The organism is Bradyrhizobium sp. AT1 (genome assembly GCF_001590795.1).
Lineage (GTDB): Bacteria > Pseudomonadota > Alphaproteobacteria > Rhizobiales > Xanthobacteraceae > Bradyrhizobium.
Window position 1 is genome coordinate 6,701,368 of the sequence record NZ_JXDL01000001.1, and the last position, 23,915, is coordinate 6,725,282.

Annotated in this window: 25 protein-coding genes; 10 read left to right on the forward strand and 15 right to left on the reverse strand. The window is 65.3% G+C overall.

Going from position 1 to position 23,915, the window contains the following annotated elements:
- Nucleotides 1–73: 73 nt before the first annotated feature.
- The gene (locus SE92_RS31080; RefSeq protein WP_063202171.1) at nt 74–793 is read left to right on the forward strand and encodes a hypothetical protein; all 720 of its coding nucleotides are present in this window, start codon (nt 74–76) and stop codon (nt 791–793) included.
- Nucleotides 794–915: 122 nt separating this feature from the next.
- Here SE92_RS31080 and SE92_RS31085 read toward each other — a convergent pair whose 3' ends face one another.
- A complete protein-coding gene (locus SE92_RS31085) occupies nt 916–1,767 on the reverse strand; it encodes an alpha/beta fold hydrolase (protein ID WP_063202174.1) in 852 nt (283 codons plus the stop codon).
- 146 nt (nt 1,768–1,913) lie between these two features.
- Between SE92_RS31085 and SE92_RS31090 the strand changes: the two genes are divergently transcribed.
- Nucleotides 1,914–2,534 (forward strand): CGNR zinc finger domain-containing protein, encoded by a 621-nt coding sequence (locus SE92_RS31090; RefSeq protein WP_063202177.1) that lies wholly within the window; start codon nt 1,914–1,916, stop codon nt 2,532–2,534.
- A 59-nt stretch (nt 2,535–2,593) separates the two neighbouring features.
- Here the strand turns inward: SE92_RS31090 and SE92_RS31095 are convergent, their stop codons facing one another.
- Together SE92_RS31095 and SE92_RS31100 are read right to left on the reverse strand one after the other, a co-directional pair.
- The gene (locus SE92_RS31095) at nt 2,594–3,772 is read right to left on the reverse strand and encodes a cytochrome P450 (RefSeq protein ID WP_063202180.1); all 1,179 of its coding nucleotides are present in this window, start codon (nt 3,770–3,772) and stop codon (nt 2,594–2,596) included.
- 16 nt (nt 3,773–3,788) lie between these two features.
- Entirely contained in the window at nt 3,789–5,000 is a 1,212-nt protein-coding gene (locus SE92_RS31100; protein ID WP_063202183.1) for an ABC transporter substrate-binding protein, read from the reverse strand.
- Between the two features lie 106 nt (nt 5,001–5,106).
- Here SE92_RS31100 and SE92_RS31105 point away from each other — a divergent pair, with 106 nt between their 5' ends.
- Both SE92_RS31105 and SE92_RS31110 read left to right on the forward strand, forming a co-directional pair.
- The gene (locus SE92_RS31105) at nt 5,107–5,589 is read left to right on the forward strand and encodes a MarR family winged helix-turn-helix transcriptional regulator (protein ID WP_245324747.1); all 483 of its coding nucleotides are present in this window, start codon (nt 5,107–5,109) and stop codon (nt 5,587–5,589) included.
- A 185-nt stretch (nt 5,590–5,774) separates the two neighbouring features.
- Complete coding sequence (locus SE92_RS31110) at nt 5,775–6,716, forward strand: LysM peptidoglycan-binding domain-containing protein (RefSeq protein WP_063202186.1); 942 nt, start codon at nt 5,775–5,777, stop codon at nt 6,714–6,716.
- Between the two features lie 38 nt (nt 6,717–6,754).
- Here the strand turns inward: SE92_RS31110 and SE92_RS31115 are convergent, their stop codons facing one another.
- Nucleotides 6,755–7,828: a tartrate dehydrogenase gene (locus SE92_RS31115; protein ID WP_063202189.1), complete on the reverse strand. Its 1,074-nt coding sequence runs from the start codon at nt 7,826–7,828 to the stop codon at nt 6,755–6,757.
- Nucleotides 7,829–7,983: 155 nt separating this feature from the next.
- Between SE92_RS31115 and SE92_RS31120 the strand changes: the two genes are divergently transcribed.
- Nucleotides 7,984–8,901 carry a LysR family transcriptional regulator gene (locus SE92_RS31120; RefSeq protein WP_063202192.1) on the forward strand — a complete coding sequence of 306 codons (918 nt, stop codon included), beginning with the start codon at nt 7,984–7,986 and terminating at the stop codon, nt 8,899–8,901.
- 37 nt (nt 8,902–8,938) lie between these two features.
- Nucleotides 8,939–9,763, forward strand: coding sequence for an aspartate dehydrogenase (locus SE92_RS31125; RefSeq protein ID WP_063202195.1), 825 nt, complete (start codon nt 8,939–8,941; stop codon nt 9,761–9,763).
- A 3-nt stretch (nt 9,764–9,766) separates the two neighbouring features.
- Here the strand turns inward: SE92_RS31125 and SE92_RS31130 are convergent, their stop codons facing one another.
- The 9 genes from SE92_RS31130 to SE92_RS31170 form a co-directional block, all read right to left on the reverse strand.
- Nucleotides 9,767–11,071, reverse strand: a complete 1,305-nt coding sequence (locus SE92_RS31130; RefSeq protein WP_063202196.1) for a PQQ-dependent sugar dehydrogenase — start codon at nt 11,069–11,071, stop codon at nt 9,767–9,769.
- Between the two features lie 140 nt (nt 11,072–11,211).
- Complete coding sequence (locus SE92_RS31135; protein WP_063202198.1) at nt 11,212–11,421, reverse strand: hypothetical protein; 210 nt, start codon at nt 11,419–11,421, stop codon at nt 11,212–11,214.
- Between the two features lie 144 nt (nt 11,422–11,565).
- Nucleotides 11,566–12,192 carry a methyltransferase family protein gene (locus SE92_RS31140; RefSeq protein WP_063202200.1) on the reverse strand — a complete coding sequence of 209 codons (627 nt, stop codon included), beginning with the start codon at nt 12,190–12,192 and terminating at the stop codon, nt 11,566–11,568.
- A 28-nt stretch (nt 12,193–12,220) separates the two neighbouring features.
- Nucleotides 12,221–13,252, reverse strand: coding sequence for an NAD-dependent epimerase/dehydratase family protein (locus tag SE92_RS31145; RefSeq protein ID WP_063202203.1), 1,032 nt, complete (start codon nt 13,250–13,252; stop codon nt 12,221–12,223).
- Nucleotides 13,253–13,280: 28 nt separating this feature from the next.
- Nucleotides 13,281–13,799, reverse strand: a complete 519-nt coding sequence (locus tag SE92_RS31150; protein WP_063202206.1) for an Mpo1 family 2-hydroxy fatty acid dioxygenase — start codon at nt 13,797–13,799, stop codon at nt 13,281–13,283.
- 170 nt (nt 13,800–13,969) lie between these two features.
- Nucleotides 13,970–14,641 (reverse strand): OmpA family protein, encoded by a 672-nt coding sequence (locus SE92_RS36850; protein WP_063202209.1) that lies wholly within the window; start codon nt 14,639–14,641, stop codon nt 13,970–13,972.
- The gene (locus SE92_RS36855) at nt 14,641–15,054 is read right to left on the reverse strand and encodes a hypothetical protein (protein WP_063202212.1); all 414 of its coding nucleotides are present in this window, start codon (nt 15,052–15,054) and stop codon (nt 14,641–14,643) included. Before SE92_RS36855 ends, SE92_RS36850 begins: the two co-directional genes overlap by 1 nt.
- Nucleotides 15,055–15,142: 88 nt before the next feature.
- The gene (locus tag SE92_RS31165) at nt 15,143–15,427 is read right to left on the reverse strand and encodes a type II toxin-antitoxin system HicB family antitoxin (protein WP_063202215.1); all 285 of its coding nucleotides are present in this window, start codon (nt 15,425–15,427) and stop codon (nt 15,143–15,145) included.
- A gap of 8 nt (nt 15,428–15,435) precedes the next feature.
- On the reverse strand, nt 15,436–18,030 hold the full coding sequence (locus tag SE92_RS31170; protein WP_063202218.1) for an ATP-dependent helicase: 2,595 nt from the start codon (nt 18,028–18,030) through the stop codon (nt 15,436–15,438).
- 236 nt (nt 18,031–18,266) lie between these two features.
- Between SE92_RS31170 and SE92_RS35245 the strand changes: the two genes are divergently transcribed.
- Complete coding sequence (locus SE92_RS35245) at nt 18,267–18,440, forward strand: DUF1328 domain-containing protein (RefSeq protein ID WP_011089300.1); 174 nt, start codon at nt 18,267–18,269, stop codon at nt 18,438–18,440.
- A 68-nt stretch (nt 18,441–18,508) separates the two neighbouring features.
- On the opposite strand, the gene SE92_RS31175 is transcribed toward SE92_RS35245, so the two are convergent.
- On the reverse strand, nt 18,509–19,015 hold the full coding sequence (locus SE92_RS31175) for a thioesterase family protein (protein ID WP_063202221.1): 507 nt from the start codon (nt 19,013–19,015) through the stop codon (nt 18,509–18,511).
- Nucleotides 19,016–19,100: 85 nt separating this feature from the next.
- On the opposite strand from SE92_RS31175, the gene SE92_RS31180 reads away from it, so the two are divergent.
- Entirely contained in the window at nt 19,101–20,525 is a 1,425-nt protein-coding gene (locus tag SE92_RS31180) for an FAD-binding oxidoreductase (RefSeq protein ID WP_063202224.1), read from the forward strand.
- A 51-nt stretch (nt 20,526–20,576) separates the two neighbouring features.
- Entirely contained in the window at nt 20,577–20,933 is a 357-nt protein-coding gene (locus tag SE92_RS31185) for a hypothetical protein (RefSeq protein ID WP_063202226.1), read from the forward strand.
- Nucleotides 20,934–20,985: 52 nt separating this feature from the next.
- On the opposite strand, the gene SE92_RS31190 is transcribed toward SE92_RS31185, so the two are convergent.
- A complete protein-coding gene (locus SE92_RS31190; protein ID WP_063202228.1) occupies nt 20,986–22,458 on the reverse strand; it encodes a caspase family protein in 1,473 nt (490 codons plus the stop codon).
- A 425-nt stretch (nt 22,459–22,883) separates the two neighbouring features.
- Here SE92_RS31190 and SE92_RS31195 point away from each other — a divergent pair, with 425 nt between their 5' ends.
- Nucleotides 22,884–23,915 carry a TRAP transporter substrate-binding protein gene (locus SE92_RS31195; protein WP_063202231.1) on the forward strand — a complete coding sequence of 344 codons (1,032 nt, stop codon included), beginning with the start codon at nt 22,884–22,886 and terminating at the stop codon, nt 23,913–23,915.

Sequence of the window (23,915 nt, forward strand, 5' to 3'; positions counted from 1 at the left end):
TGTTGCGTCTGCGAGCAGGGCATGACTACGATTCCGGCCAATCGCGAAGCGTATGTCCCCAGGGAAAACATCGATGAGACCGAACGGCCGTCACACCGCCGGCGCCAGCCAATTGTCCGCCCTCCGCGTCTGGGCGATGGGCCTGCTCCTGCTGTCAACTGTCGCCATGAGCCCGGCTCCCGCCAACGCGGCACCGAGCCAGGCCCAGGCCGCGACCACGCATGTCTACCTGCTCCGCGGCGTGCTCAACATCTTCTCGCTCGGGCTCGACACGATCGGCGCCCGGCTCCAGGCGCAGGGCGTGCCGGTCACCGTCGCCAACTTCGTGTCCTGGTCCTCGCTCGCCGACGAAGCCGCGACCGCCTACAAGGCCGGCCGCCTCAAGACCATCATCCTGGTCGGCCATTCCTCCGGCGCCACCGCGCTGCCCGACATGATCGCCAAGCTCAACCAGCTCGGCGTGCCCGTGAAGCTCGCGATCGGCCTCGACTCGGTGTTCAAGACCAAGCTCTCGACCGGTGCGGAGCGCTACATCAACATCTATATCGGCGATGGTCCCGGCGAGCCGGTGCGGGCCGCGCAGGGCCTGCGCGGCAAGCTCGACAATGTTGACGTGCGCGGCACCGGCGTCGGCCACATCTCGATCGACAAGAACGAGTCGATCCAGCGCCGCGTCATTGCCGAGATCGACGCCGCCATCATGCGCTCGCGCGCGCCGGCGCTGCCGGTTGCCGAACCCGGCGCGCCGCGTCAGGCGCGCTCGGCTGCTGCGACGGCTGCCACCAGGAATTGAAGCCCGCCAAATCAGATCGAGACTTCGTCTGTGCCGCCGTCGACACCTGGTCGACGGCGGCATTGCTTTAAGCATGGCCGCCCTACGCTTCCGTCCTCAGACAGACGATGAGCAGGCTCCCGTCATTTGAAGAACGTGCGAATGCTCTCCGCGATCTCCCTCGCATGCGTCTCCAGCGCGAAATGGCCGGTGTCGAAGAACTGGACCACCGCGTTGGGATTGTCGCGCTTGAACGCTTCGGCGCCGGGCGGAATGAAGAACGGATCATTCTTGCCCCACACCGCCAGGAACGGCGGCTTGTGCGTGCGGAAGTAGCTCTGGAAGCGCGGATAAAGCGCGACGTTGCTCTTGTAATCGCCGAACAGGTCGAGCTGCACATCGTCCGAGCCCGGGCGCGCCAGGTAGAAATTGTCGAGGTTCTGGCCGTCCGGCGACACCAGGGCCGGGTCGGGGACGCCGTGCGTGTATTGCCAGCGCGTCGCATCCGGCGTGAGGAAGCCGCGCAGCGCCTCGCGGTTGGCCGGAGAGGGATCCTGCCAATAGGCCTGGATCGGGGTCCAGCCATCGCTGAGGCCGTCCTCGTAGGCGTTGCCATTCTGCGAGATGATGGCCGTGATCCGTTCGGGGTGGCTGAGCGCCAGTCGAAAGCCCGTCGGCGCCCCGTAGTCGAAGACGTAGACGGCGAAGCGATCGAAGCCGATCACTTCGGTGAAGCGCTCGATCACACGCGCGATGTTGTCGAAACTGTAGACGAAGTCTTCGCGCGGCGGCATGTCGGACTGGCCGAAGCCCGGCAGATCCGGCGCGACGATGTGAAACTTGTCCGCGAGCAACGGGATCAGGTCTCGGAACATGTGGCCGGCACTGGGGAAGCCATGCAGCAGCAGGAGCTTCGGCGCGCCTCTGTCACCGGCCTCGCGATAGAACACCTTGAAGCCATCAACGTCGGCAGTGCGGTAAGTCGTCGGGGTCATGACCGTCTCCTGGGGCAGCTTCGTAACCTGTTAAATCGTCTATTAGAGGTTATTGAGCCGAGACGTAACTTGTCAACAGCGATTTTAGAGGTTACTAAGTTTCTATCTTTTCCCGACGCGCCAAAGGACCGATCGAAAAACCGCCCATGGACCGTGCGCCCGCCATGTTCATCGCCGACTCGCTCGGTCTCGATTTCCTCAACTCGGTGGCGACACCGATCGATACGCCCGTCGATTGGCTCGGCGATGGCGATGGGCTGATCGACTGGCTGGCACAGGCGAAGCTGGTGCCGGCGCAGGAGCTGGAGGCGCTGAAGGCGCAGGCGAAGCCCGGGGAGCTCGACAGGGTCGCCGATCAGGCCCGCGACTTGCGCGAGTGGTTCAGGGGTTTTGTCCGGGAGCATGCGGGCCGGCCGCTGACGGCGAAGGCGTTGCATGAGCTTGCCCCGTTGAACGGCATCCTGGAGCGCGAGGATGCGTTCCAGCAGATCGTGACACGCCGTGGTGCGCTGGGTGATGGTCTCGCGCTGCAAAGGATGCGGCGCTGGCGATCACCGGAAGCGCTGCTGCTCCCGGTCGGCGAAGCCTTGGCGAAATTCGTCTGCGAAGAGGACTTTTCCGACGTGAAGGCCTGCGAAGGCCATAACTGCACGATGCTGTTCGCCGACCATACCCGCAGGCGTGCGCGGCGCTGGTGCACGATGGCGATTTGCGGCAACCGCGCCAAGCAGGCGGCGCATCGAAGCCGGCTCAAGAGCAGGCAGTAGTCGGTGGTGGTGACGTGTTCATCGCGCGCCGCTGGCCCGACGGCATGCGCGGGTGCCCCTTAAGCGGGCGTCACGCGGAGCGGCATGCTCTCCAGCCCGCGCAAGGAATTGTTCAGCCTGCGCTTCGGCTCCGCCGCGAGCTCGATGGTCTTCACGCGCCTTGCGAGCTCGCTGAAGATCAACTCGCCTTCCAGGCGCGCGATCATCTGACCGACGCAGGCGTGGATGCCTGCGCCGAAGCCGACATGCCCCGTCGCGACCCGTTCCACCTCGAAACGATCCGGCTTGTCCCAACGCGCGGGATCGCGGTTAGCGGAGGCCATGAACAACAGCACCTTGCGGTGTGCCGGGATCACGCCGCCGCTGATCTCGACATCGCGCGAGGTGGTGCGGAAGAACGTCTGCACCGGTGAATCGTAGCGCAGGCCTTCCTCGAAGGCGTTGCGCGCCAGCTCCGGTCTCTGGTGCAGCTTGCGGTATTCATCCGGATGCGTGGCGAGCGCCAGCAGGGTGTTGCCGATGCCGTTGACGGTGGTGTCGATTCCCGCGGTGAGGAACGGCCGCACCAGGTGCGTCGCCTCGTGCTCGGTGATGTCGCCGTCGTCGGCGGCTTGGTAGATCATCATGCCGAGGCTGTCGGGCCGCAACGCCTCTCGCGCGCAGCATTCCATGATCCAGCTCTGCGCCGCGAGGCCCGCCTTGCGGGATGCGGCCAACATCTCGTTTTCAGGGCCAAAGCTGTCGAATACGAAGGTGCTCCAGGCGAGCAGCTTCTCGCGGCCGTCCGGCCGGATGCCGATCGCATCCGGAAACACCTTCATCGGGTAGGCTTCGGCAAGATCGGTCACGGCATCGAACGTACCCTTGTCGATCAGCTCCGAGACCTTCCGCTCTGCTTCCTGCTGGAACGTCTCGCGCAGCTTCCTTGCAACGCCCGGAGACAGCGTGCGGCCGAGCACCCTCCGGCCCTTGTCGTGGTCGGGCGGATCGATCTGCAGGGTCAGCGGCTTTGGCAGGGCCGGGTTCATGCCGTTGAGCCCGACGCCCTCGCCACTGATAAAGGTCTGCCAGTCTTTCAGGGCGGGCTCGACCTCGGCATAGCCGGCCATCGCCCACACGCCGTAACGCTCAAGCGCGAAGGCTGGCCCCAGCGCGCGCAGTGCCTGATAGGCGGGATAGGGATCCATCAGGAAATCAGGCGCGAACGGGTCGACCGGACTGGATGCGATGCCGCTCATGGTTTGCTCCCGTCAGCTATTGCTTCGCGAGCGGGCACTGACCGTCACTCTCGGCGCGGAACGCGTCCTCGCCCTTGATCGTGGCGACGACCTTCAGCAGATCCCAGGCCGATTTCGATTCCTCGGGTGCCTTGACCTCAAGCAAATAGAGCGCATGGATCTTGCGTCCGTCCTTGCGGATATAGCCCTTGCCGAACAGCGGATCGTCGGTCGGCATCTCCTTCATCGCGGCGACCACGGCCTTGCCGTCCTTGGCGCCGCCGACCTTGTCGACCGCCTTGAGATAGTGAATGACCGAGGCATAGACGCCGGCCTGCATGTCGTTTGGATAGGCTTTCGACGGAATGCGTTCGGCGAAGCGTTTGGCGAAAGCACGCGTGCCGTCGTTCAGATCCCAATAGAAGGGATTCATGATCTGCGCGCCTCGCGCAAACTTCAAGCCGAGCGCGGGCAGGCCGTTCATGCCGAGGATCAATCCGACCAGCTTGCGGTCCTTGGTCAGCCCGAACTCGGCGGCCTGCTTCATCGAGGTGATGGTATCGTCACCGGCATTGGCGAAGCCGACGACGTTCGCGCCCGACGCCTGGGCCTGGAGCAGGAACGAGGCGTAGTCGGCGGTTCCCAGTGGATGCCGCACGCTGCCGAGCACCTCGCCGCCGGCCGCTTTCACGGCCTCCGCAGCCTGCTTTTCCAGATCGTGACCGAAGGCGTAGTCGGCGGTGATGAAGAACCATTTCTTGCCGCCCTGCTGCACGATCGCCTTGCCGAGGCCGCGTCCGTAGGCATAGGTGTCGTAGGTCCAGTGCACGGTATTCGGCGTGCATTTCTCGCCGGTCAGCAGCACCGTTCCGGCGCCCGATCCGACGAAGACCTTGTTCTTCTCGGCGCTCATGCCGGCCACCGCAAGCGCGATCGACGAGTTTGGAAGGTCGAAGATCGCATCGACGCCGTCGTTCTCGTACCATCGCCGGGCGATGCCGATGCCGATGTCGGTCTTGTTCTGGTGATCGGCGGCGACGACCTCGACCGGCTTGCCGGCAGCTTTTCCGCCAAAATCCTCGACCGCCATCTTGGCGGCGACGACCGAGCCGATGCCCTGATAGCTCGCAAACGGACCCGATTGGTCGTTCAGGATGCCGATCTTCACCACATCCTCGGCGAATGCCGGAGCCGCGGCGGCCAGCAACAGGGCCGAAATGCACAATTTGTGCAGGAATTTGCTGTTCATTGTATCCCTCCCATGCGCGGTCTTGGTGCCGCTATATAATAGTTATATTTTATAGCTATTTTTGAGAGTGTCAATTCGGCCGGATGATGGTCGCCGCGGATCGAGGATGATGAGTTCGAAAGCACGAGGACCCGGAGCGAAGTCTGCTCAGCCATCGGAGACGTCGCTGGACCTGCGCGCGCTGCAGCGGACGCCCGGCTTCATGCTGCGGCTCGCGCAGCTGAAGTTCTTCGAGGGCTTCTACGAGGAGTTCGCCGCATTGGGCCTGACGCCCGCGACCTATGCGATCTTCGCGATCATTCGCGACAATCCCGGCGTTCCGCCGAGCAGCCTCGCCAGCGTGCTTCGGTTGCGCCTGCCGAACCTGATCAAGATCCTGAACGAGCTCCAATCGTCCGGCTTCATCAAGCGCAACCGCTCCAAGGCCGATCGCCGCGCCGTCGAGCTGATGCTGACGCCGAAGGGGGCAAAACTCATTCAGGACGGAGCAAGGCTGACGGAGCCCTATAATCGGAAGATGCTGGCGCCACTCAGCGAGTCCGAGCAACGCATGCTGCTCGAACTGCTGAACCGGATGCTGCCATTCTAGCCGTTGGCCGGATCGGCGTGTGGTCAATCGCCGCGATGTCCTGCGGCATTGCGCAGGTGGCCGGTGGGTTCATTTCGCTCCGCTGGATTGAAGCCCGCCTCCGTGCCCCAAAATCCGCCAAATCGATGGTCACTAAGCCTACGAAGGGGGCCTTTTACCCCCCCCGTGGTGGGACTGCTGGATTGATGATTGATCTGAGGCGACTCCTCGCGCTGGCAGCTGTTGCGCTGCTCGCCCTGGGCCCCGGCATGGCCGCTGCCTCACCCGCCAAATCCAAGTCCACCGCGGCCGTACCTGCCGCGCCGCCGCCTCCGCCGTTCGAGCCGTTGCCGCCGCCGAAGATTTACCTGTTCCGCGGCGCCATGGGGCCGATCTTCTCGACCGGCATGGATCGGCTCGAAGAGAAGCTGACGAAGGCCGGCTTCTCGGCCAACGTCTATGAGTTCACTATCTGCCGGTTCATCGGCGACCGCGCCATCGCCAGCTACAAGGAAAGCCCCGCGCCGATCGTGCTGATCGGCCACTCCATGGGTGGGTTGTGCTCGATCGTCATCTCCGAGATGGCGGCCAAGGAAAACATCCCGATCAGCCTCGTCATCGCCATCGATCCCGCGCATGCGACCGGCGACGTGCCGCTCAATGTCGAGCGCTTCATCAACATCTTCCTGTCCGACAGTGTGCTCGGCGGCGGCGACGTCGTCGCGGTGCCCGGCTTTCGCGGCCATTATGCGAGTTACGACCTGAAGGAAAACGCGCGCGTCTCGCACATCAACATCGAGAAGTCCGACGACATCCATCGCCAGATCGTCGAGATGGTGACTCAGCTGCCGCGCATTCCGCCGCAAACCCAGGCCGACGCGGTGCCGCTGCGCTACCTCGTGCCTGCGGATACGTTGGTCGAATTGTGGGACTCAGGCGTGCGGGTGCCGGTGCGCAAGGGCGACACCATGGAGAGCATCGCCGCCGCCAACCGTGTGCCGCTCTGGACCCTGGCGCAGAGCAATTCGCTTGCCGAGAACGCGCAGCTCACGCCGGGACAGACCATCATCGTCCCGCGCCACCTGACGCCGCCCGAGCCCGCGGCCGCGATGGCGACACCACCGGCGGTGCCGGCGAAGCGGAAGTAGCAGCTTCGCCTCTACCGCAGCCGGGAAGAGGGGCGAAGTTACACATTCGACCCGTGGATGGCATCGATCACCGCGTCTGTAACCTCCTTGGTCGTCGCCTTGCCTCCGACATCCGGCGTCAGCACGCCGGCCGCGCAGACTTTCTCGACCGCCGCCATCAGCCGTATTGCGGCATCCTTCTCGCCGAGATGCTCCAGCATCTGCGCGCCGGTCCAGAACGTCGCGACCGGATTGGCGATGCCCTTGCCGGTGATATCGAAGGCCGAGCCGTGGATAGGCTCGAACATCGAGGGGAAGCGGCGCTGCGGATCGATGTTGCCGGTCGGCGCGACGCCGAGGCTGCCCGCCAGCGCGCCGGCGAGGTCCGAGAGGATGTCGGCGTGCAGGTTGGTCGCAACGATGGTGTCGAGGCTCTTCGGATGCAGGGTCATGCGCACCGTCATGGCGTCGACCAGCATCTTGTCCCAGGTCACGTCAGGGAATTCGGTCGCGACCTCGGCCGCGATCTCGTCCCACATCACCATACCGTGGCGCTGGGCGTTGGACTTGGTCACCACGGTCAGGAATTTACGCGGGCGCGACTGTGCGAGCTGGAACGCATAGCGCATGATGCGGGTGACACCGACACGGGTGAACACCGCGACTTCGGTGCCGACCTCTTCCGGCAGGCCCTTGTGCGCGCGGCCGCCCATGCCGGCATATTCGCCTTCCGAGTTCTCGCGCACGATCACCCAGTCGAGATCGCCGACGCCGACATTGCGCAGCGGCGAGGCGACGCCCGGCAATATCTTGGTCGGCCGCACATTGGCGTATTGGTCAAAGCCCTGGCAGATCGGCAGGCGCAGGCCCCACAGCGTGATGTGATCGGGCACGTCAGGGGCACCCACCGCGCCGAAATAGATCGCGTCGAACTTCTTCAGTTCAGCGAGGCCGTCGGCCGGCATCATCACGCCGTGCTTCTTGTAATAGTCCGAGCCCCAGTCGAAGGTCTTGACGTTGAAGGCAAGGTCGCCGCTGCGCTGTGCCAGCGCCTCCAGCACGCGGATGCCCGCCGAGATCACCTCGGGGCCGATGCCGTCGGCGGGAATGGCCGCGATCGAATGGGTGCGCATGGGGGAGGCTCCGTTTGGGATGTCGGTGGCGCCGCGCCGGATCCGGCGGGTTGCGTCGGTGCCGAATCTAGACGGTGGCTCAAACCGTCTCAAGCAGCGCTGGTTTATACAAAAAAATGATATAATCATCGCCGTCTGAGGTGAGGGGGCCGGGAATGGAATTGCATCAGCTTCGATGCTTCGTGGCGGCAGCCGAGCAGCTGCATTTCGGCCGCGCTGCGCAGCAGCTCCAGATGCTGCCCTCGGCGCTGGGCCGGCAGATCAGGCTGCTGGAGGAGGACCTCGGCACGCGGCTGTTTGCGCGGACCACGCGCGCGGTGTCGCTCACCGAGGATGGAGCGACGCTGCTGCGCGATGCCCGTGCCATCCTCGCCAAGGTCGAGGCAGTCGAGAATAACCTTCGCAATCGCCCGCGTGCGGGAGCCGCGCGGCGGCTGCGGATCGGTGCCATCGACAGCGCGGCGGCCGGGCTGCTGCCGCCGCTCTTGCGCGACTTCCGCGCGAACCATCCTGACATCGCGGTGCAGCTTCTCGAGGACAAGACGGTCCGGCTGCTGCCGAAGGTGCTGACCGGCGCGCTCGATCTTGCCTTTGTCCGCCCGCCGGGCCGCGCGGACAAGCGGCTCGAATTCCGCGACCTGCTCCAGGAGACCGCGATCGTGGCGTTCCCGCAGCGGCATGCACTGGCGAGGCGCAAGTCGATCACGCTGGCCGACATCGCCGACGAGGCGATGCTGGTGCCGGATCGCCGCTCGCGGCCGCACAGCCACGATCTCACGATCAAGCTGTTCGAGCAGGCCGGGCTGACGCCGCGCATCGTGCAGGTCGCCGACGAGAAGCAGACCATCATCCATCTGGTAGCCACCAGGCTCGGCGTCGCGATCGTGCCGCGCTGGACCACGCGGATGGCGGTGTCAGGCGTGCGCTTTGTGCCGCTCCGGCTGAGGCAGAGCGGTCCGGTCGGCCGGCTGCCGCTCGCCGCCGTCTGGCTGCGCGGCACGCGCGATCCGGCTCGCGATGCCATGCTGGCGGTGCTGGAGGCGCGCCTGCGCAGCTATGCGCGGGAGGCGTGAGGGGCTATGACGTAGGCTGGGCGAGAAGGTGGATGCGATGAGCGAACAAAAGACGCCGGGTGAATTGCGCGTTGCCATTGCAGGGCTGGGCTCAATCGGCAGCAAGATCGCGACCGCGCTCGATCAGGGCATCGAGGGGCTGGCGCTGTCCGCCGTCGCGGTGCGCGATTCCGCAAAGCATCGCGCTTTCATCGATAGCCTGCGTCGCCCGCCGCAGATTCTGCCGATCGGCGAGCTCGGCGATGCCGCCGATATCGTGGTGGAGTGCGCACCGAGCCATCATCTGCGCGCCATCGTCGAGCCCGCGGTGAGGCGCGGCAAGGCCGCGGTCGTGGTCAGCGTCGGCGGGCTGCTCGACAATTTCGATCTGGTCGATCTCGCCCGCGCCAATGGCGGCCGCATCATCGTGCCGACCGGCGCGCTGATCGGGCTCGACGCCGTCAACGCCGCCGCTGTCGGTACGATCCATTCAGTGAAGATGGTGACGCGCAAGCCGATCGACGGGCTCAAGGGCGCGCCCTTCATCGTGCAGAACAACATCGACATCGATAATCTGCGCGAGCCGCTAAAATTGTTCGAGGGCAGTGCGCGGGAAGCCGCGAAGGGCTTCCCGGCGAACGTCAATGTCGCCGTTGCATTGTCGCTAGCGGGCATCGGGCCTGATCGCACCCAGATTCAGGTCTGGGCCGACCCGACCGTGACGCGCAACGTTCACCGCATCGAGGTCGAGGCGGATTCGGCGCGCTTCTCGATGGGCATCGAGAACATCCCGTCCGAAAATCCCAAGACAGGACTGATTACGGCGCTGTCCGTGATCGCGCTGCTGCGCAAGCAGCGCGCCACGCTGTGCGTGGGGACGTGATTCTTACGCCCCCGTTACCCGCCAGATCACGTTGCCGACGTCGTCGGCCATCAGCAGCGACTTTTTGTCGGGACCGATCACCACGCCGACCGGGCGGCCGTAGGATTCCTTCTCGTCGGGGGACAGGAAGCCCGACAGGATGTCACGGCCGAGGCCGGACGGCTTGCCGTTCTCGAAGGGAATGAACACCAGCTTGTAGCCGGAGAGCTTGCTGCGATTCCACGAGCCGTGCTGGCCGATCACCATGCCGTCTCCGAAGCCGGGCAGGGTGCCCGCGGGCATCCAGCACAGGCCGAGCGAGGCGGTATGGCCGCCGAGCGCGTAGTCCGGTTGAATCGCCTTGGCGACCATCGCCGGATCCTGCGGCACGCGGTCGTCCACCGTCTTGCCCCAGTAGCAATAGGGCCAGCCGTAGAAGCCGCCGTCGCGCACCGAGGTGAGGTAATCCGGCGGCGTCTCGTCGCCGAGCCCGTCGCGCTCGTTGACGACGGTCCAGAGCACGTTCGTGTTCGGCTCCCAGGCAAGGCCGACGGGATTGCGCAGGCCGGCGCCGAAAATGCGATGCGGACCGGCAACGAGGTCGAGCTCGTACACCGCGGCGCGGCCTTCCTCGACCTCCATGCCCATCTCGGCAATGTTGCTGAGCGAGCCGACGCCGGCATAGAGCTTCTTGCCGTCTGGGCTTGCGAGCAGGCTGCGCGTCCAGTGTCCGCTCGGCTTGAAGGTGGTGAGCCGCTTGCCCGGCGCGGTGATGCGGTCGGCACCCGCGACGTAAGGAAACGCCATCACACCGTCGGTGTTGCCGACATAGAAGGTGTCGCCGACCAGCGCCATGCCGAACGGCTGGCTGAGGTTTTCCATGAAGGCGCCGCGAACCTCCGCAACGCCGTCGCCGTCCTTGTCGCGTAGCAGCGTGATGCGGTTGGCGGACACGCCGAGCGCCGCGGCGCGCCGCATCGTTGCCTGCATCGCGTAATGAAACACGGATCTCGGCGCGCCCGCGATCTGCGTCGCCTCCGCGATCAGCACGTCGCCGTTGGGCAGCACCTCGATCCAGCGCGGATGGTCGAGACCGGTCGCGAACGCATTGACCTTGAGACCCGGCGCGACGGTCGGCTTCTGTCCTTCGCGCCAGCCGCGCGCGGTCGGCATCTTCAGCGTCGGGATCGCGCCTTGCGGCTTCGCTTCGGGAATGGCGGGCTTCTCTCCCCAGGCCGGCGCGGGCTCGGTGCCCGTCATCTTGCGCCATTGCAGCGCGATGCCGCCGAGGACCGCGACGAATTGCGCGAAGATACTGGAAAATGTCATGAGACGCCCCTGTTTGCGCGCGCATCCAACTGGCTGGCGGGGCCTTCGTCAACCTGTGCACCGGGCCGGCCGGGGCTATTCCCGTGGAATGGCAGCCGATCAAATTTGCATGGGACGAACGCCGATTGCCTTACACGGCATCAACGGCCGATCTGCCGCTCGAGCTGCCGCGCCGCGCGAAAATCGTCGAGGTGATCGACGTTCGGTGTGAGCGCCGCCTCTCTGGACAACAGATGATAGACCCGCGCCACCGTGCGCTGCTTCTGCTTCGTCCGCCCCGGCGGCAGCGCCCGCGCCCTGCGGACGGCGGCGATGGCATGCGCGCGGAAATAATCGTAGGCGTCCGACATGACTCTATGCTCTGCGTGTTGCAGGTGTCGGGGGCTAACGGGCAAGGAGAGGAGCGGTTCCTTGGTGCGTGGAAACGTGCGCTGGTGCCCCGGGGCGCAGCGCAGCGCGTCCGGGACACCAGAGTGAGGCCAGTTGCTACGCCCTTACCGCGGCGACAGGAACGGGATGATCATCGGCACGCGGCGGCAATAGGCGCCGTAGGTGTCTTCGCCGAGCTCCTTCGAGAGGAACACCTCTTCCATCCGGCCCTTCTGCCACATGCCGAGCGAGATCAGGATGGCGCCGAGGATCGTCGTCGCCAAGCCGATCGCAACGCCGGTGACGAGCATGCCGAAGATCAAGCCGGTGTAGATCGGATGACGCACGATGCCGTAGGGGCCGGTGTCGATCACACGGTGGTCTTCCTTCTGGGTGATGGTGTTCGACCAGAATTTCCCGAGATGGAGCCGGCCCCACCAGGCGAAGGCGATGCCGGCAGCCGAGAGGACCGCGGCGATGGTGATGCCGGTGTTGCCGAGCACCCAGAATGGCTTCGTGCCCAGGAGCTCCGCGACCCACGGCGTGTACAGGATGCCGCCGACCAGGATCGGCAGGCGATAGCGCTGTGACTCCAGCGTCATGACCTGCTTCTTGGTCTGTCCCTGCCAGAACGAGGCACCGACCCAGCTGGCGAGAAAGGCGAGCCATAGCAGAGCCAGGAGTTCTGTCGGCCAGGCGGTGGTCCAGCCGCCCCAGGCGACGGAGAGAAGCTTGCTGAAATCGAAGGACATGAAGGTTCTTTGCGTTGGGGCGGCGGCTTTAGCTCGCGCGCGAGGAGAGCGCGTGATGCTCGATGGCGCCGGAGGGCTGCAGGCCGTTGCGGGCGAGAAGATGGGTGATGGTTTCGCGCAGCACGGGTTCGATCGGACGCGGCGAATAGCCGAGCTCGTTGCGCGCCTTGCCGATCGAGAGGTCGCTCGCGGCGAGCGCGATGCGCACGCCCTCGGCGGTGCCGTTGGGTGGCCGACGCGTGACGTGATCGGAGATGTATTCCAGCATGATCGCGGAGAGCTCGGCGATCCTGCCGGGGACGACGATCGGATACTGCCGGCGCCCGCTCATCGCCGACATCATCCGCAGGATGTTGCCGAGCGGGACGCAGTCGCCGCCGAGAATGTAACGCTGGCCCTGGCGGCCGCGCTCCATGGTCAGCACCAGGCCCATGGCGACGTCGCGAACGTCGACGAGGTTGACTAGGAAGTTGAGATGCGGCTGCACCTTCTTCTGGAGGAAGTACCACAGCATCGCCGTCGGCGGCGTCAGATTGTGGTCGGCGGCGCCGATCGGCATGGTCGGCGTGCCGATCACGAGCGGAAACCCATCGGCCGCAGCCTTGGCGGCATGATGCTCGGCAAGCGACTTCGAGCGCGTATAGGCGCCCGGCATCGCATCGGCAGGCTGCAGCGCCTCTTCGGCGGGAACGCCTTTGAGGTCGCAATAGGGGAACAGGATCGATTCCGTCGAGCAGTGCAGGAAGCGCGACACGCCGCGCTTCATTGCGGCCGCGAGCACGATCTCGGTGCCGCGGCAATTGACGTCGTGAAAGTCCTGCTTGTTGGCGACCCACATGCCGGGCAGGCCGGCGAGGTGATAGACCTGATCGACCCCGGCGATCGCGGCATCGACTGCGGTGCTGTCCAGCACCGAGCCGTGGACATGTTCAACGTCGGTATTCGGCGTGGCCGGCGCGCGAACATCGAGAACGCGCACCCGCTGCCCACGGGCGCGGAGCGCTTCGACGAGATGATGTCCGATGAAGCCACTGCCACCGGTAACCAGTACGAGAGCCATGCAGAAGGTTGCTGTTTCGCGTCTAGAGCTATCGGGTTGAAAGGGAATTGGTCGGAAGAGGCGCCAGAATCGCGGCAAGGTCGCGACGGAAGCCCAATGCAATGAATAATTTTGCCATCACGAACATCGGTCCAAGCAAAAGATGCGAAGGAAAAGTGAACAACGAGGCTTCGCGGCCCTCAAAAACCTTGTGACCGATGGTCTGCGCGGCGAGGCCGAGCACCACCAGCGCGGCAAAAATCGCCCACATCGTCGCGGTGCTGACTTGCGCCGCAATGCTCGTCGCGACCAAAAACAGCACGATCGAGACCGCCAGGATGCCGATCCCGAGCGGCATGTCGAGCAGCAGCCAATAGACCAGAACCGGCAGGGCCAGGATCACGGCCAGGCTGACTTCGAAACCGAACAGCGGAAGCCTCACGAGCGTCAGCGGCATCACCGCGCCGGTGAACAGCAGAAGAATACCGACCACATGCATCGCCGTGTTCCGGGGGTCGCGATGGTACTCGACATAAACGGCAAGTTGGCGCTGAAAATAGCCACCCATTTCGGTCTCATGAGCACGGGGTCGGGAAGGGCGAACAGTGCCTATAGCACTGGACCGGGCGGTGCACAAACCGGCGCTCTTGTCGCGTGAAACCGTATTTGTGCGCCCCGGACAGGCTACAAAACGATCAGGACTTCAAAGGGTTCCGTCAGGTGCGAGGCCAAGTTTGCTCAGCGCTTCTTGGCGGGCTTTTTAGCCGCAGGCGCAGGCGCCGCAGCCGGATGCGCGGGCGCCTCTTCAGCCACCTTGGCATAGGTCAGGATTTGCAGCTGGCCGTTGACGGCCGAGGTCGGCTTGGCCCGGTCGAGAAACTGCTCCTCGCCGAGTCCGATCGGGTGCAGCCGCTTGGTCGAGATCTTGAACGTATTCACCAGCACGTCGCGGATCGCGTCCGCGCGGCGCTGGCTCAGGATCGCGTTGGCCTCGCGTGTCTTCGAATTGGATTCGACGTGGCCAACGATCAGGAACGTGTAGGGCAGCAGCGAGGAATGAACCAGCGCGTCCGCGATGCGGCCGACGGTCTGGTAGGACGCCGGCTGGATGATCGGCGTATCGGCATCGAACTGGATCTGCGCGTTGAAGGCGGGCAGCTTGGCGAGGTCAGGCGCGATCGGCGGACGGTTCACCGGACCCGGATCGTTCTTGATCCTGGCCTTGGCGCGCTCCATCACCTGCAGCTTCAGCGCGGGAAGATCGACCTCGCCGGGCTCTTCGAGATGGTTGAGCTTGCCGACGATGTCGTCGCGGGTCGGCGCCGCCGTTTGCGCGCGCGCAGCGCCGGCGAGCAGGGCGAAGCCCAGCACGATGCCTAGTCCGGCCGTGGAGAGCCTCTTGGCGCGCATCAGCGATACCCCGCGTCGTCGACGGCCTTCAGGCAGTTGTTGCTGATGCCCTTGGGGGTCGAGACCAGGCAGGGGATCGACTTGCTGGTCTCCTTGGTCGAGCCGCCGCAGACCTTGACGATCTCGCGCTGGCAGGCGTTCGCCACCGTGACGCGTGCCGCGACGCGCTTCTGGATGGCGTCGAAGGCGCCGAGATAGTCGCTCGCGCATTGCGGGGAGAGCACGTCGCGGTTGCGCGACAGGCACTCCTTCAGGCGGGTCGAGTCCGGGTTGACGCCGCGACAATTGGCGACGATTTCCGCACCGCAACTCTTGGCCAGCAGCCCGATCGAATCGCCAAAGCTCATGGTCTCCGCCGCGCTGAGCGACGGCATCCCCAATGTCAGCAAGATCAGTGCGATGCCCCGGACCATGGCCGCATCTGATACGGGGAAGTTCGCGATGGTCAAGGGCTGTTCGGGGGAGAACTGTCGAAGGCTGGGCGAGTGCGGCGAACAGTCCTCACTCGGGGGCGTCGAGGGGCGGCCATTCGATCAGGGCGATGGTATGGTTTCGGAGGTCGTCCGCCACATCGGGGTCGGCCTTGAGCTCGTCCAACGTCCGCGGCGGGGGAAGCTCGCGGCCATCCGCGCTCAGCTCCTGCGCATAGAATGCGAGCGCCTCGGGGGCATTTTCTCGGGCTTCGTCAACATCGTCGCCGCCGGAGATGCAGCCGGGCAGGTCGGGAAACCACAGGCTGACGGCGTCCGGATCGCTGTCCTCGATGATGGCAACGTACCGAGCCATACCGGGCCTCACGCCCGCTGCACGAAACTGTCCACGACCTTCTTCTCGCCGGCCTTGTCGAAGGCGATGGTGAGCTTGTTGCCGTCGATCTTGGTGACGCGGCCGTAGCCGAATTTCTGGTGGAAGACGCGGTCTTCGAGCGAGAATTCGGAGGTCGTGCCGGTGGATTTGGCGACCAGCTCGCCCTCGATGGTCAGGGGACCGCGGCGGCGGGAGGAGAAGCTGCCGAAATCGGGGCCGGATGATGAGGAGGATGAGAACGTCGCGGCCTCTTCCTCGAAGCCGCCGCTTCGGCCGCCGCCATTGCGGCCACCGCCGCGGTTGCGGTTGGCCTGGGCGCGCTGCCAGCCCGGCGTCGAATAGGTCGAGCCGAACGCCTCCATGTCGTCGAAACGCGAAGCGCCATAGCCGCCGGTGCCGCCCCAGGCCGAGCCGCCTTTGGATTCGGTGATCTCGACATTGGCCGCCGGCAATTCGTCGAGGAAGCGCGACGGGATCGTGGTCGACCAGGTGCCGTGGATGCGCCGGTTGGTCGCGAAATAGATCATGGCGCGGCGGCGGGCGCGGGTCAGGCCGACATGGCCGAGCCGGCGCTCTTCTTCCAGACCGGCGCGGCCCTGTTCGTCCAGCGTGCGTTGGCTCGGAAACAGGCCTTCCTCCCAGCCCGGCAGGAAGACGTTGTCGAATTCGAGTCCCTTGGCCGAATGCAGCGTCATCAGCGACACTGCGTCCTCGTCGGCGCCGCTGTCGCGGTCCATCACCAGCGAGATGTGTTCGAGGAATCCTTGCAGGTTCTCGAACTCCTCCATCGACCGCACCAGCTCCTTGAGGTTCTCCAGCCGGCCCGCGGCGTCGGCGGAGCGGTCCTTCTGCCACATCTCGGTATAGCCGCTCTCGTCGAGCACGATCTGGGCGAGATCGGTGTGGGCGGTGACTTCGCGCTGGGCGCGCCAGCGGTCGAACTGGGCGACGACGTCGCGCAGCGAGCCGCGCGCCTTGGGCTTCAGCTCGTCGGTCTCGACCACCGCGCGGGCCGCTTCGAACAGGGGAATGCGGCGCTTGCGGGCATGGTCGTGCAGCATCTGCACGGTGGCATCGCCGAGGCCTCGCTTCGGCACGTTGACGATGCGCTCGAAGGCGAGGTCGTCGGCCGGGGAGTTGATGACGCGCAGATAGGCCAGTGCGTCGCGGATCTCGGCGCGCTCGTAGAAGCGCGGGCCGCCGATGACGCGGTAGGGCAGGCCGAGCGTGACGAAGCGGTCTTCGAACTCGCGCATCTGGTAGGAGGCGCGAACGAGAATGGCGACCTCGTTCAGCTTCTCGCCGCGGCGCTGGATCTGCTCGATCTCCTCGCCGATGCCGCGGGCTTCCTCTTCCGAATCCCACGAGCCCGTGACGGTGACCTTCTCGCCGTCCTGATCCTCGGTGCGCAGCGTCTTGCCGAGCCGGCCTTCGTTATGCGCGATCAGATGCGAGGCGGCGGCGAGGATGTGGCCGGTCGAGCGGTAGTTGCGCTCCAGGCGAATGACCTTGGCGCCGGGGAAATCGTGGTCGAAGCGCAGGATGTTGTCGACCTCGGCGCCGCGCCAGCCATAGATCGACTGGTCGTCGTCGCCGACGCAGCAGATGTTTTTGACGTGAGCCTTTTCGCTGACGAGAACAGGGGCTGCATCATCTTGCTCGTCGTCACCGGGCCGACGCGAAGCGTCGAGACCCGGTGATCCGTCTGGCAAAGAATCGATGGATTGCCGGGGCAAGCCCGGCAATGACGAACTGGAAGCCGGCGCCTGCGACAACAGCCGCAGCCACAGATATTGTGCGACGTTGGTGTCTTGGTACTCGTCGACCAGGATAAACTTGAAGCGCTGCTGGTACTGCCGCAAAATATCCGGGTGCTCGCGGAAGATGCGGATATTCTCCAGCAGCAGATCGCCGAAATCCGCTGCGTTCAGGATCTTCAGCCGCTCCTGATAGCTCGCATAAAGCTTGCCGCCCTTGCCGTTGGCGAACATGGCAGCTTCGCCCGAGGGCACCTGCGAGGGCATCAGGCCGCGGTTCTTCCAGCCGTCGATCAGGCCGGCGAGCATGCGCGCCGGCCAGCGCTTGTCGTCGATGTTGTCGGCCTGCAGCAGTTGCTTCAGGAGCCGGACCTGATCGTCGACGTCGAGCACGGTGAAGTTCGACTTGAGCTGCGCCAGCTCGGCATGAACGCGCAGGATGCGGCCGCCGATGGAATGGAAGGTGCCGAGCCACGGCATGCCCTCGACGGCGTGGCCGAGCATCTGCCCGAGCCGGTGCTTCATCTCGCGCGCGGCCTTGTTGGTGAAGGTCACCGACAGGATCTCGGCGGGGCGGGCGCGGCCCTGGCTCAGGATATGGGCGATGCGCGTGGTCAGCACGCGCGTCTTGCCGGTGCCGGCGCCGGCCAGCACCAGAACCGGACCGTCCAGCGTCTCCACCGCCTCGCGCTGCTCCGGATTGAGCCCGGAGAGGTATTTCGGGCCCACGGAGGCGCGCGCACGCGCGGCGATGCCGCCGGCTGCGGGCTGGTGGTCGGGGACGTTCTGGGAGGTGATCTTGCTCGGCTCGGTCATGCGAATCATTTGGCCCCACGATGGCACCGCGGGGAGGCGGAAGGGAGCCTTCTAACAGGGATTGATGGCTATATGGGGCGGCGGAACGAGGTTTTCCACGTGCGCGGCAGGCCGATTTGTTCCGACCAACCCAGCGAATTTCCTCCCCGCGCGGGAGGGAACAATCGTTCCCGCCTTAGGATTGTCTGGGCAAGTGGCGCGGCCCACCGCGCCGACGCAGACAACATCAAGACGAGGGTTTGACCATGCTTGGCTGGGTTGTGACGTTTCTGGTTATCGCACTGATCGCCGGCATCCTGGGCTTCGGCGGCATCGCCGGCGCCTCGATCGAGATCGCCAAGATCATCTTCTTCATCGCGGTCGTCCTGTTCCTGGTCTCGGCCGTGGTCGGCCTGGCCCGCGGCCGCACCAGGATATAGCGAGTGAGTGTGCCCACCCCTCCCCGACGGGGAGAGGTGAACCACAAGCGGCGGCGGCAGCCGAATTGCTATTTCTTCGAAGGCATCGCCACGTTCCGGCCGATGCCCTCGGGCCTGGGCACAGCGCTATGGGCCTTGACCACGGTCGCAATGCGCTCGCGGATGTCGGGCGGGAAAGTCGCCACCTTGCGTGAGCCCATGTCGATATGCAGCGACATGTTTTCCGAGGTGGCCGACAGCCAACCCTCGGTCGCGTGCCGCAACTCCTGGAATGTGTGCAGCCGCTTGTCGTCGGCCTCCAGCAGCCAGACCGAGACCTGTACGGGGTCGCCGAGGTGAATCTCGCGCAAATACCGCACATGGCATTCGGCGGTGAAGGTCGAGCCGCCGCGCTCCTTCATGTAAGCCGGCCCGATGCCGAGCTCGGCCCAGATCTGGTCGATCGCACGGTCGAACATCACGTTGTAATAGGCCATGTTGAGATGGCCGTTATAGTCGATCCATTGCGGCTCGATCTGCATGATCGAGGCGCGGAACGGCTCTGCTTTGGGCGTCGAGGCGGCAGTCTCCGGCATGTTTCCTTCCCAAGCTATGCGTCCGGTCGCTTGACTTGACCGGCTTTATGTCCTTTGCCACGGTTCTTCTGTCGGGAGGAATTCCGTGGGTACGACCATCACCAATAATCCGCCGCGGCCGGAGCCGAAAGCCCTCGCAAGCGCGCTGGAGCAGCTCGCCGCCCGCTTCGGCAACCGCCTCATCACCTCGCAGGCCGTACGCGAACAGCACGGCCATACCACCACCTGGATCCCCAACCAGCCGCCCGACGGCGTGGTGATGGCGCAGGAGACCGCCGACATCCAGGACGTGGTGCGGATCTGCGCCAAGAACGGCGTCCCCGTCATCGCCTTTGGCACCGGCACCTCGCTCGAGGGCCAGGTCAACGCGCCCGCCGGCGGTATCTCGATCGATTTGCGCGACATGAACAAGGTGCTCGCGGTGCATGCCGAGGACCTCGACTGCGTGATCCAGCCCGGCGTGACCCGCAAGGCGCTCAACGAGCATCTGCGCGACCAGGGCCTGTTCTTCCCGATCGATCCCGGCGCGGACGCCTCGCTCGGCGGTATGGCCTCGACCCGCGCTTCCGGCACCAATGCGGTGCGCTACGGCACCATGCGCGACAGCGTGCTGGCGCTGAAGGTGGTGCGCGGCGACGGCGAGATCATCACGACGGGCACGCGCGCCAAGAAGTCGTCGGCGGGCTACGACCTGACACATCTGTTCATCGGCGCCGAAGGCACGCTCGGCGTCATCTCGGAATTGACCATTCGCCTGCGCGGCATCCCCGACACGATCGCGGCCGGCGCGGTGTCGTTCGAGACCGTGCATGGGGCCTGTCAGGCCGTGATCCTGGCGATCCAGACCGGCATTCCCGTGGCACGCATCGAGCTGCTCAACGCCGCGCAGGTGAAGGCCTGCAACGCCTATTCGAAGCTGACGCTGCCGGAGACGCCGCTGCTGCTGATGGAATTCCACGGCAGCGAAATCGAGGTCGCCGAGCAGTCCAAGGCGTTCGGCGAGATAGCAAAGGATTGCGGCGGCGGCGATTTCTCCTGGACCACCAAGCCGGAGGACCGCACCAAGCTGTGGCAAGCGCGGCACGATGCCTATTGGTCCGTGAAGGCGCTGCGGCCCGGAGACAGCATCGGCGTGGTCGCGACCGACGTCTGCGTGCCGATCTCGCGGCTTGCCGAATGCGTCGGCGAAACCGAGGAAGATCTGAAGCGCCTCAATCTGCTGTCGCCGATCGTCGGCCATGTCGGCGACGGTAATTTCCACTGTTCGCTGGTCTGCGACACCAACGATGCCGACGAGATGGCGCGCGGCGAGGAGTTCATGCATCGCCTGGTCGAGCGCGCGCAGGCGATGGACGGCACCTGCACCGGCGAGCACGGCATCGGTCAGGGCAAGCAGAAGTACCTCAAAGCCGAGCTCGGCCCGGAAGCGCTCGATGCGATGCGGGCGCTGAAGCGGGCGCTCGATCCGCTCAACATCTTCAACCCCGGCAAGATCGTGCCCGAGGCGTAGCGCGCAGGCGATGCGCCGTTTATGCTCGCTCCATCAGCTACGGAGCGGGCAATGCGCTGGTTCGCGCGAAAGACGCGACGGGACATCTGGGACGAAGCGATCGAAGGACCGCTCGGTGACATCGATGCCGCCGAGCGAATTCGCGCGATCTGCGATGCCGCCTCCGCGAGCGCGGCCGAACCCGCGCAGGCCGGAGAGCGCGAACGCTATGATCGCGCGGCCCGCGTCGCGATGGAAATGGCGATGAAGATCTCCGACGAGCTGATGCGCGACGACGCGGTGCGCCGCATCGTCGATCTCTGCATGAAGGCTGGCGATCTCAAGACGGCGCAGATCCTGTTTCGCGCGATCCAGGCCGGCTGGGTCCGGGAAGCCATCGAGCGGGATCATCCGGCGCTATCGCAATAGAACCGGCTCGCGCGGGGGGCGCGAGCCGGTGCGATGCTGATGCCGGATCGACTCAGTATCTGCGGTTGTCGCCGCGATAATGGTCGCCGCCGCCGCGGCCGCCCATTCCCATCCCGATTCCGATACCAATGCCGATGCCCTGCATCACGGCGCCGGGCGGCGGCCCCGGAGGCGGCGCGCGCTCGTAGACCACTTCCTCGGGCGGCGGCCGGCGCTTCGGCGGCGTCTCGACGACTTTCCGCTTCGGCGGCGTGTCGTCGACGCGCTTCTTGATCACGGGCGCGACGCTCGGATTGATCGGCGTTGCCGGCGCCTGAGGCGTCGAGCACGGGCAGGTCGGGGCCATCGCGACGGCAACCGGGGTCGTCGCGGCGGCGACAGGTACGCCATAATTGCGGTTCTGCACGCGCAGCAGCAGCCGGCGCGCGGTCGCGGCGAGGTCGCTGTTGTCCCAGTTGGCGAGATAAGCCTCGAACGAAGCGCGGGTGTTGATCGCGGTCGCACGCTCCCAGGCCAGCATCTGGCGCCGCCGTTCCAGCACTGTGCGCACGCGCGGTGTGCGGGTGTCCTGCGCATACAGCTCGATATAGGCCTGATAGGCCGGCACGGTGTCGTCGGTAATGACGAGCTCGTAGGCGACCATGGCCGGCTTGCCCTGCAATTCCTTGCGCCAGTCCTCGACACTGCGCGTGCCGCCGGCAAGCGCCATCGCTGACGCGCCGGGAAGAGCGGGCGTGCTGCCGCTGCTCTCGCCGAAGAACTTGAAGTCGGTGGTCAGCGAGGAGCTTTCCCAGGGAATCTGTCGTCCGTCGGTCGATTGCGCGACGGCGACCCGGATGCGTTTGAACACCTCCTCGATCGGAAGGTTCGGCTGCTTGGCGACGGTGAGGGCTGCGGTGGTGTAGGGGCTGTCGATGCCGGAGCCGTCCTCGGCTTCTGCGCCGGGCGAGGTCGAATAGGAAATGAAGGAGCCGGGCGCACCGGCCTTGGTGTCGACGATCGCCAGGCCGTGGCCGGCACCGCTGAGCGCCGGGAACGGATTGTTGCGGCAGGCATCGAGCATGAAGATGCGCGCCCGCGTCGGCAGCGCGCCGAGCGTGTTGAGCAGATCGTTCAGTCGCACACCCTGCAGCGGAATGTCGGCCTCGCGCTTGGGATCGAGATCGACGGGAACGAGATAGTTCTCGCCGTCGATCTGCAGGCCGTGGCCGGCATAGAACACCAGCGCGACGGTGTCGGCGCCACTGGCGCTGACCTTGCCGGCGAAATCAGAGATCGCCGCGCGCATCTCGTTCTGTGCCAGATTGGCGGCCGTGGTGACGGTGAAGCCGGCACTGCCGAGCAGCTCGGTCATGCCCTTGGCGTCATTGGCGGCGTTGGGCAGTTCCGGCACCGTGCGATAGGCGGACTGGCCGATCACCAGCGCGAGCCGCGCTTCGGCGGCGGCCTCCGTCGGAATCATCACCTGTGCGAACGCAAGAAGACCGGATGCAAGAAGCAAACTCGAAAAGACTGGACGGCGCATGATGTCACCTCCAACGGCAATACGCGCGATGATGTCACTTTTTCTAGGGGGCCGCCATCTGTCCGTCTGTGCGCTGGATCACGTTCGCCGTGCGGCAAAATGGGGCAGGGTGTCTGCCCGGAGAAGGCATCGTTCTGGGTCCATCCATGTGAATCGCGCATTGATCCATGCGCCAATTGGATCGATGTCGGCTCTCGTGACCGCGCGCGTTGCGCGGATGCGGTCGCAGACCGATCCGCCTCGCAAATATCAGGGGATTCGTCGTCGCTCCGCCGCGCTTGCGGACGGTTGTGCGCACGCCGTGCCGCTCTGCGGCGACTGACCCTCACGCTTGCCTGTGCCGTTGCTTTGGCCATACAGTTGACGCAACAGGCCGGGGCAACGACCGCGGCGAACAAAAAAGACAATGTGGGAGAAGCCGCACCATGACCATCGTGCCCGTGAACCGTCGCGCGTTCATCAAGTCATCGGCGGCGGTCACCGCCGGTCTCGTGCTCTCCCCCGCCATCATCGGCCGCGCCGAAGCCGCGACGCTGAAGCTGAAATGCTCCTCCTCGCTGCCGAACGATGCCAAATTCGCCAACGGCCGCGTCTACTACGACAACCTCGTCAAGAACCTGAAGGGGAATGGGCTCGGCGAGCAGATCGAGGTCGCCTTCTTCCCCGACAACCAACTCGGCCAGGAGATCGACGTCATCAACTCGGTGAAGCTCGGCGTCATCGACCTCATGGTGTCGGGCTCGTCGATCTCGGCCAATCTGGTGCCGCTGGTCGGCACCTTCGACCTCGGGTTCCTGTTCTCGAGCTTTCCGCAGCAGACCAAGGCGTTCGATGCCGGCGCCGCCAAGCCGATCGAGGACGCGCTGCTCAAGGGCGGCAACATCCGCATCATCGCCTGGGCCTATAATTTCGGCTCGCGCAGCGTGCTGGCGAAGAAGCCGGTGAAGACGCCGGAGGATCTCGCCGGCCTCAAGATCAGGACGCTGCCCAACCCCGTCATCACCGAATGCCTGCGGCTGATGGGGGCCGCCGCGACGCCGCTGGCGTTCGGCGAAATCTACACGGCCTTGCAGGCCGGCGTGCTCGACGGTCTCGAGCACGATCCGCCGACGATCCTCGCCAGCAAGTTCTTCGAGACGTCGAAATTCTATGCGCTGACGCAGCACAATTTCTCGCCGCTCGCGATCTACTTCAGCGACATGACCTACAACCGCATGGATCCGAAGCTGCGCGAGGGCTTCCTCGATGCCGCGAAGAAGGCCGCGGCCGACACCCGCGCCCATGGGCTTGCGGTCGAGAAGGAAGCGCTGGCGGCCTTGACCGAGAAGGGCGTGACGGTGGCCGAATGCGACCGCGAGGCGTTCAAAAAGCGTGTGGCGCCGCAGCACGAGAACTTCATCAAGGCGCGGCCGGACTCCAAGGCCGTCATCGACATCATCCGCGCGACTCAAGCCTGA

What these genes read in the sequence shown, in the direction of transcription:
- SE92_RS31080 (WP_063202171.1), top strand. Translation starts at nt 74, where the DNA reads ATGAGACCGAACGGCCGTCACACCGCCGGCGCCAGCCAATTGTCCGCC.
- SE92_RS31085 (WP_063202174.1), bottom strand. Translation starts at nt 1,767, where the DNA reads ATGACCCCGACGACTTACCGCACTGCCGACGTTGATGGCTTCAAGGTG.
- SE92_RS31090 (WP_063202177.1), top strand. Translation starts at nt 1,914, where the DNA reads ATGGACCGTGCGCCCGCCATGTTCATCGCCGACTCGCTCGGTCTCGAT.
- SE92_RS31095 (WP_063202180.1), bottom strand. Translation starts at nt 3,772, where the DNA reads ATGAGCGGCATCGCATCCAGTCCGGTCGACCCGTTCGCGCCTGATTTC.
- SE92_RS31100 (WP_063202183.1), bottom strand. Translation starts at nt 5,000, where the DNA reads ATGAACAGCAAATTCCTGCACAAATTGTGCATTTCGGCCCTGTTGCTG.
- SE92_RS31105 (WP_245324747.1), top strand. Translation starts at nt 5,107, where the DNA reads ATGATGAGTTCGAAAGCACGAGGACCCGGAGCGAAGTCTGCTCAGCCA.
- SE92_RS31110 (WP_063202186.1), top strand. Translation starts at nt 5,775, where the DNA reads ATGATTGATCTGAGGCGACTCCTCGCGCTGGCAGCTGTTGCGCTGCTC.
- SE92_RS31115 (WP_063202189.1), bottom strand. Translation starts at nt 7,828, where the DNA reads ATGCGCACCCATTCGATCGCGGCCATTCCCGCCGACGGCATCGGCCCC.
- SE92_RS31120 (WP_063202192.1), top strand. Translation starts at nt 7,984, where the DNA reads ATGGAATTGCATCAGCTTCGATGCTTCGTGGCGGCAGCCGAGCAGCTG.
- SE92_RS31125 (WP_063202195.1), top strand. Translation starts at nt 8,939, where the DNA reads ATGAGCGAACAAAAGACGCCGGGTGAATTGCGCGTTGCCATTGCAGGG.
- SE92_RS31130 (WP_063202196.1), bottom strand. Translation starts at nt 11,071, where the DNA reads ATGACATTTTCCAGTATCTTCGCGCAATTCGTCGCGGTCCTCGGCGGC.
- SE92_RS31135 (WP_063202198.1), bottom strand. Translation starts at nt 11,421, where the DNA reads ATGTCGGACGCCTACGATTATTTCCGCGCGCATGCCATCGCCGCCGTC.
- SE92_RS31140 (WP_063202200.1), bottom strand. Translation starts at nt 12,192, where the DNA reads ATGTCCTTCGATTTCAGCAAGCTTCTCTCCGTCGCCTGGGGCGGCTGG.
- SE92_RS31145 (WP_063202203.1), bottom strand. Translation starts at nt 13,252, where the DNA reads ATGGCTCTCGTACTGGTTACCGGTGGCAGTGGCTTCATCGGACATCAT.
- SE92_RS31150 (WP_063202206.1), bottom strand. Translation starts at nt 13,799, where the DNA reads ATGGGTGGCTATTTTCAGCGCCAACTTGCCGTTTATGTCGAGTACCAT.
- SE92_RS36850 (WP_063202209.1), bottom strand. Translation starts at nt 14,641, where the DNA reads ATGCGCGCCAAGAGGCTCTCCACGGCCGGACTAGGCATCGTGCTGGGC.
- SE92_RS36855 (WP_063202212.1), bottom strand. Translation starts at nt 15,054, where the DNA reads ATGGTCCGGGGCATCGCACTGATCTTGCTGACATTGGGGATGCCGTCG.
- SE92_RS31165 (WP_063202215.1), bottom strand. Translation starts at nt 15,427, where the DNA reads ATGGCTCGGTACGTTGCCATCATCGAGGACAGCGATCCGGACGCCGTC.
- SE92_RS31170 (WP_063202218.1), bottom strand. Translation starts at nt 18,030, where the DNA reads ATGATTCGCATGACCGAGCCGAGCAAGATCACCTCCCAGAACGTCCCC.
- SE92_RS35245 (WP_011089300.1), top strand. Translation starts at nt 18,267, where the DNA reads ATGCTTGGCTGGGTTGTGACGTTTCTGGTTATCGCACTGATCGCCGGC.
- SE92_RS31175 (WP_063202221.1), bottom strand. Translation starts at nt 19,015, where the DNA reads ATGCCGGAGACTGCCGCCTCGACGCCCAAAGCAGAGCCGTTCCGCGCC.
- SE92_RS31185 (WP_063202226.1), top strand. Translation starts at nt 20,577, where the DNA reads ATGCGCTGGTTCGCGCGAAAGACGCGACGGGACATCTGGGACGAAGCG.
- SE92_RS31190 (WP_063202228.1), bottom strand. Translation starts at nt 22,458, where the DNA reads ATGCGCCGTCCAGTCTTTTCGAGTTTGCTTCTTGCATCCGGTCTTCTT.
- SE92_RS31195 (WP_063202231.1), top strand. Translation starts at nt 22,884, where the DNA reads ATGACCATCGTGCCCGTGAACCGTCGCGCGTTCATCAAGTCATCGGCG.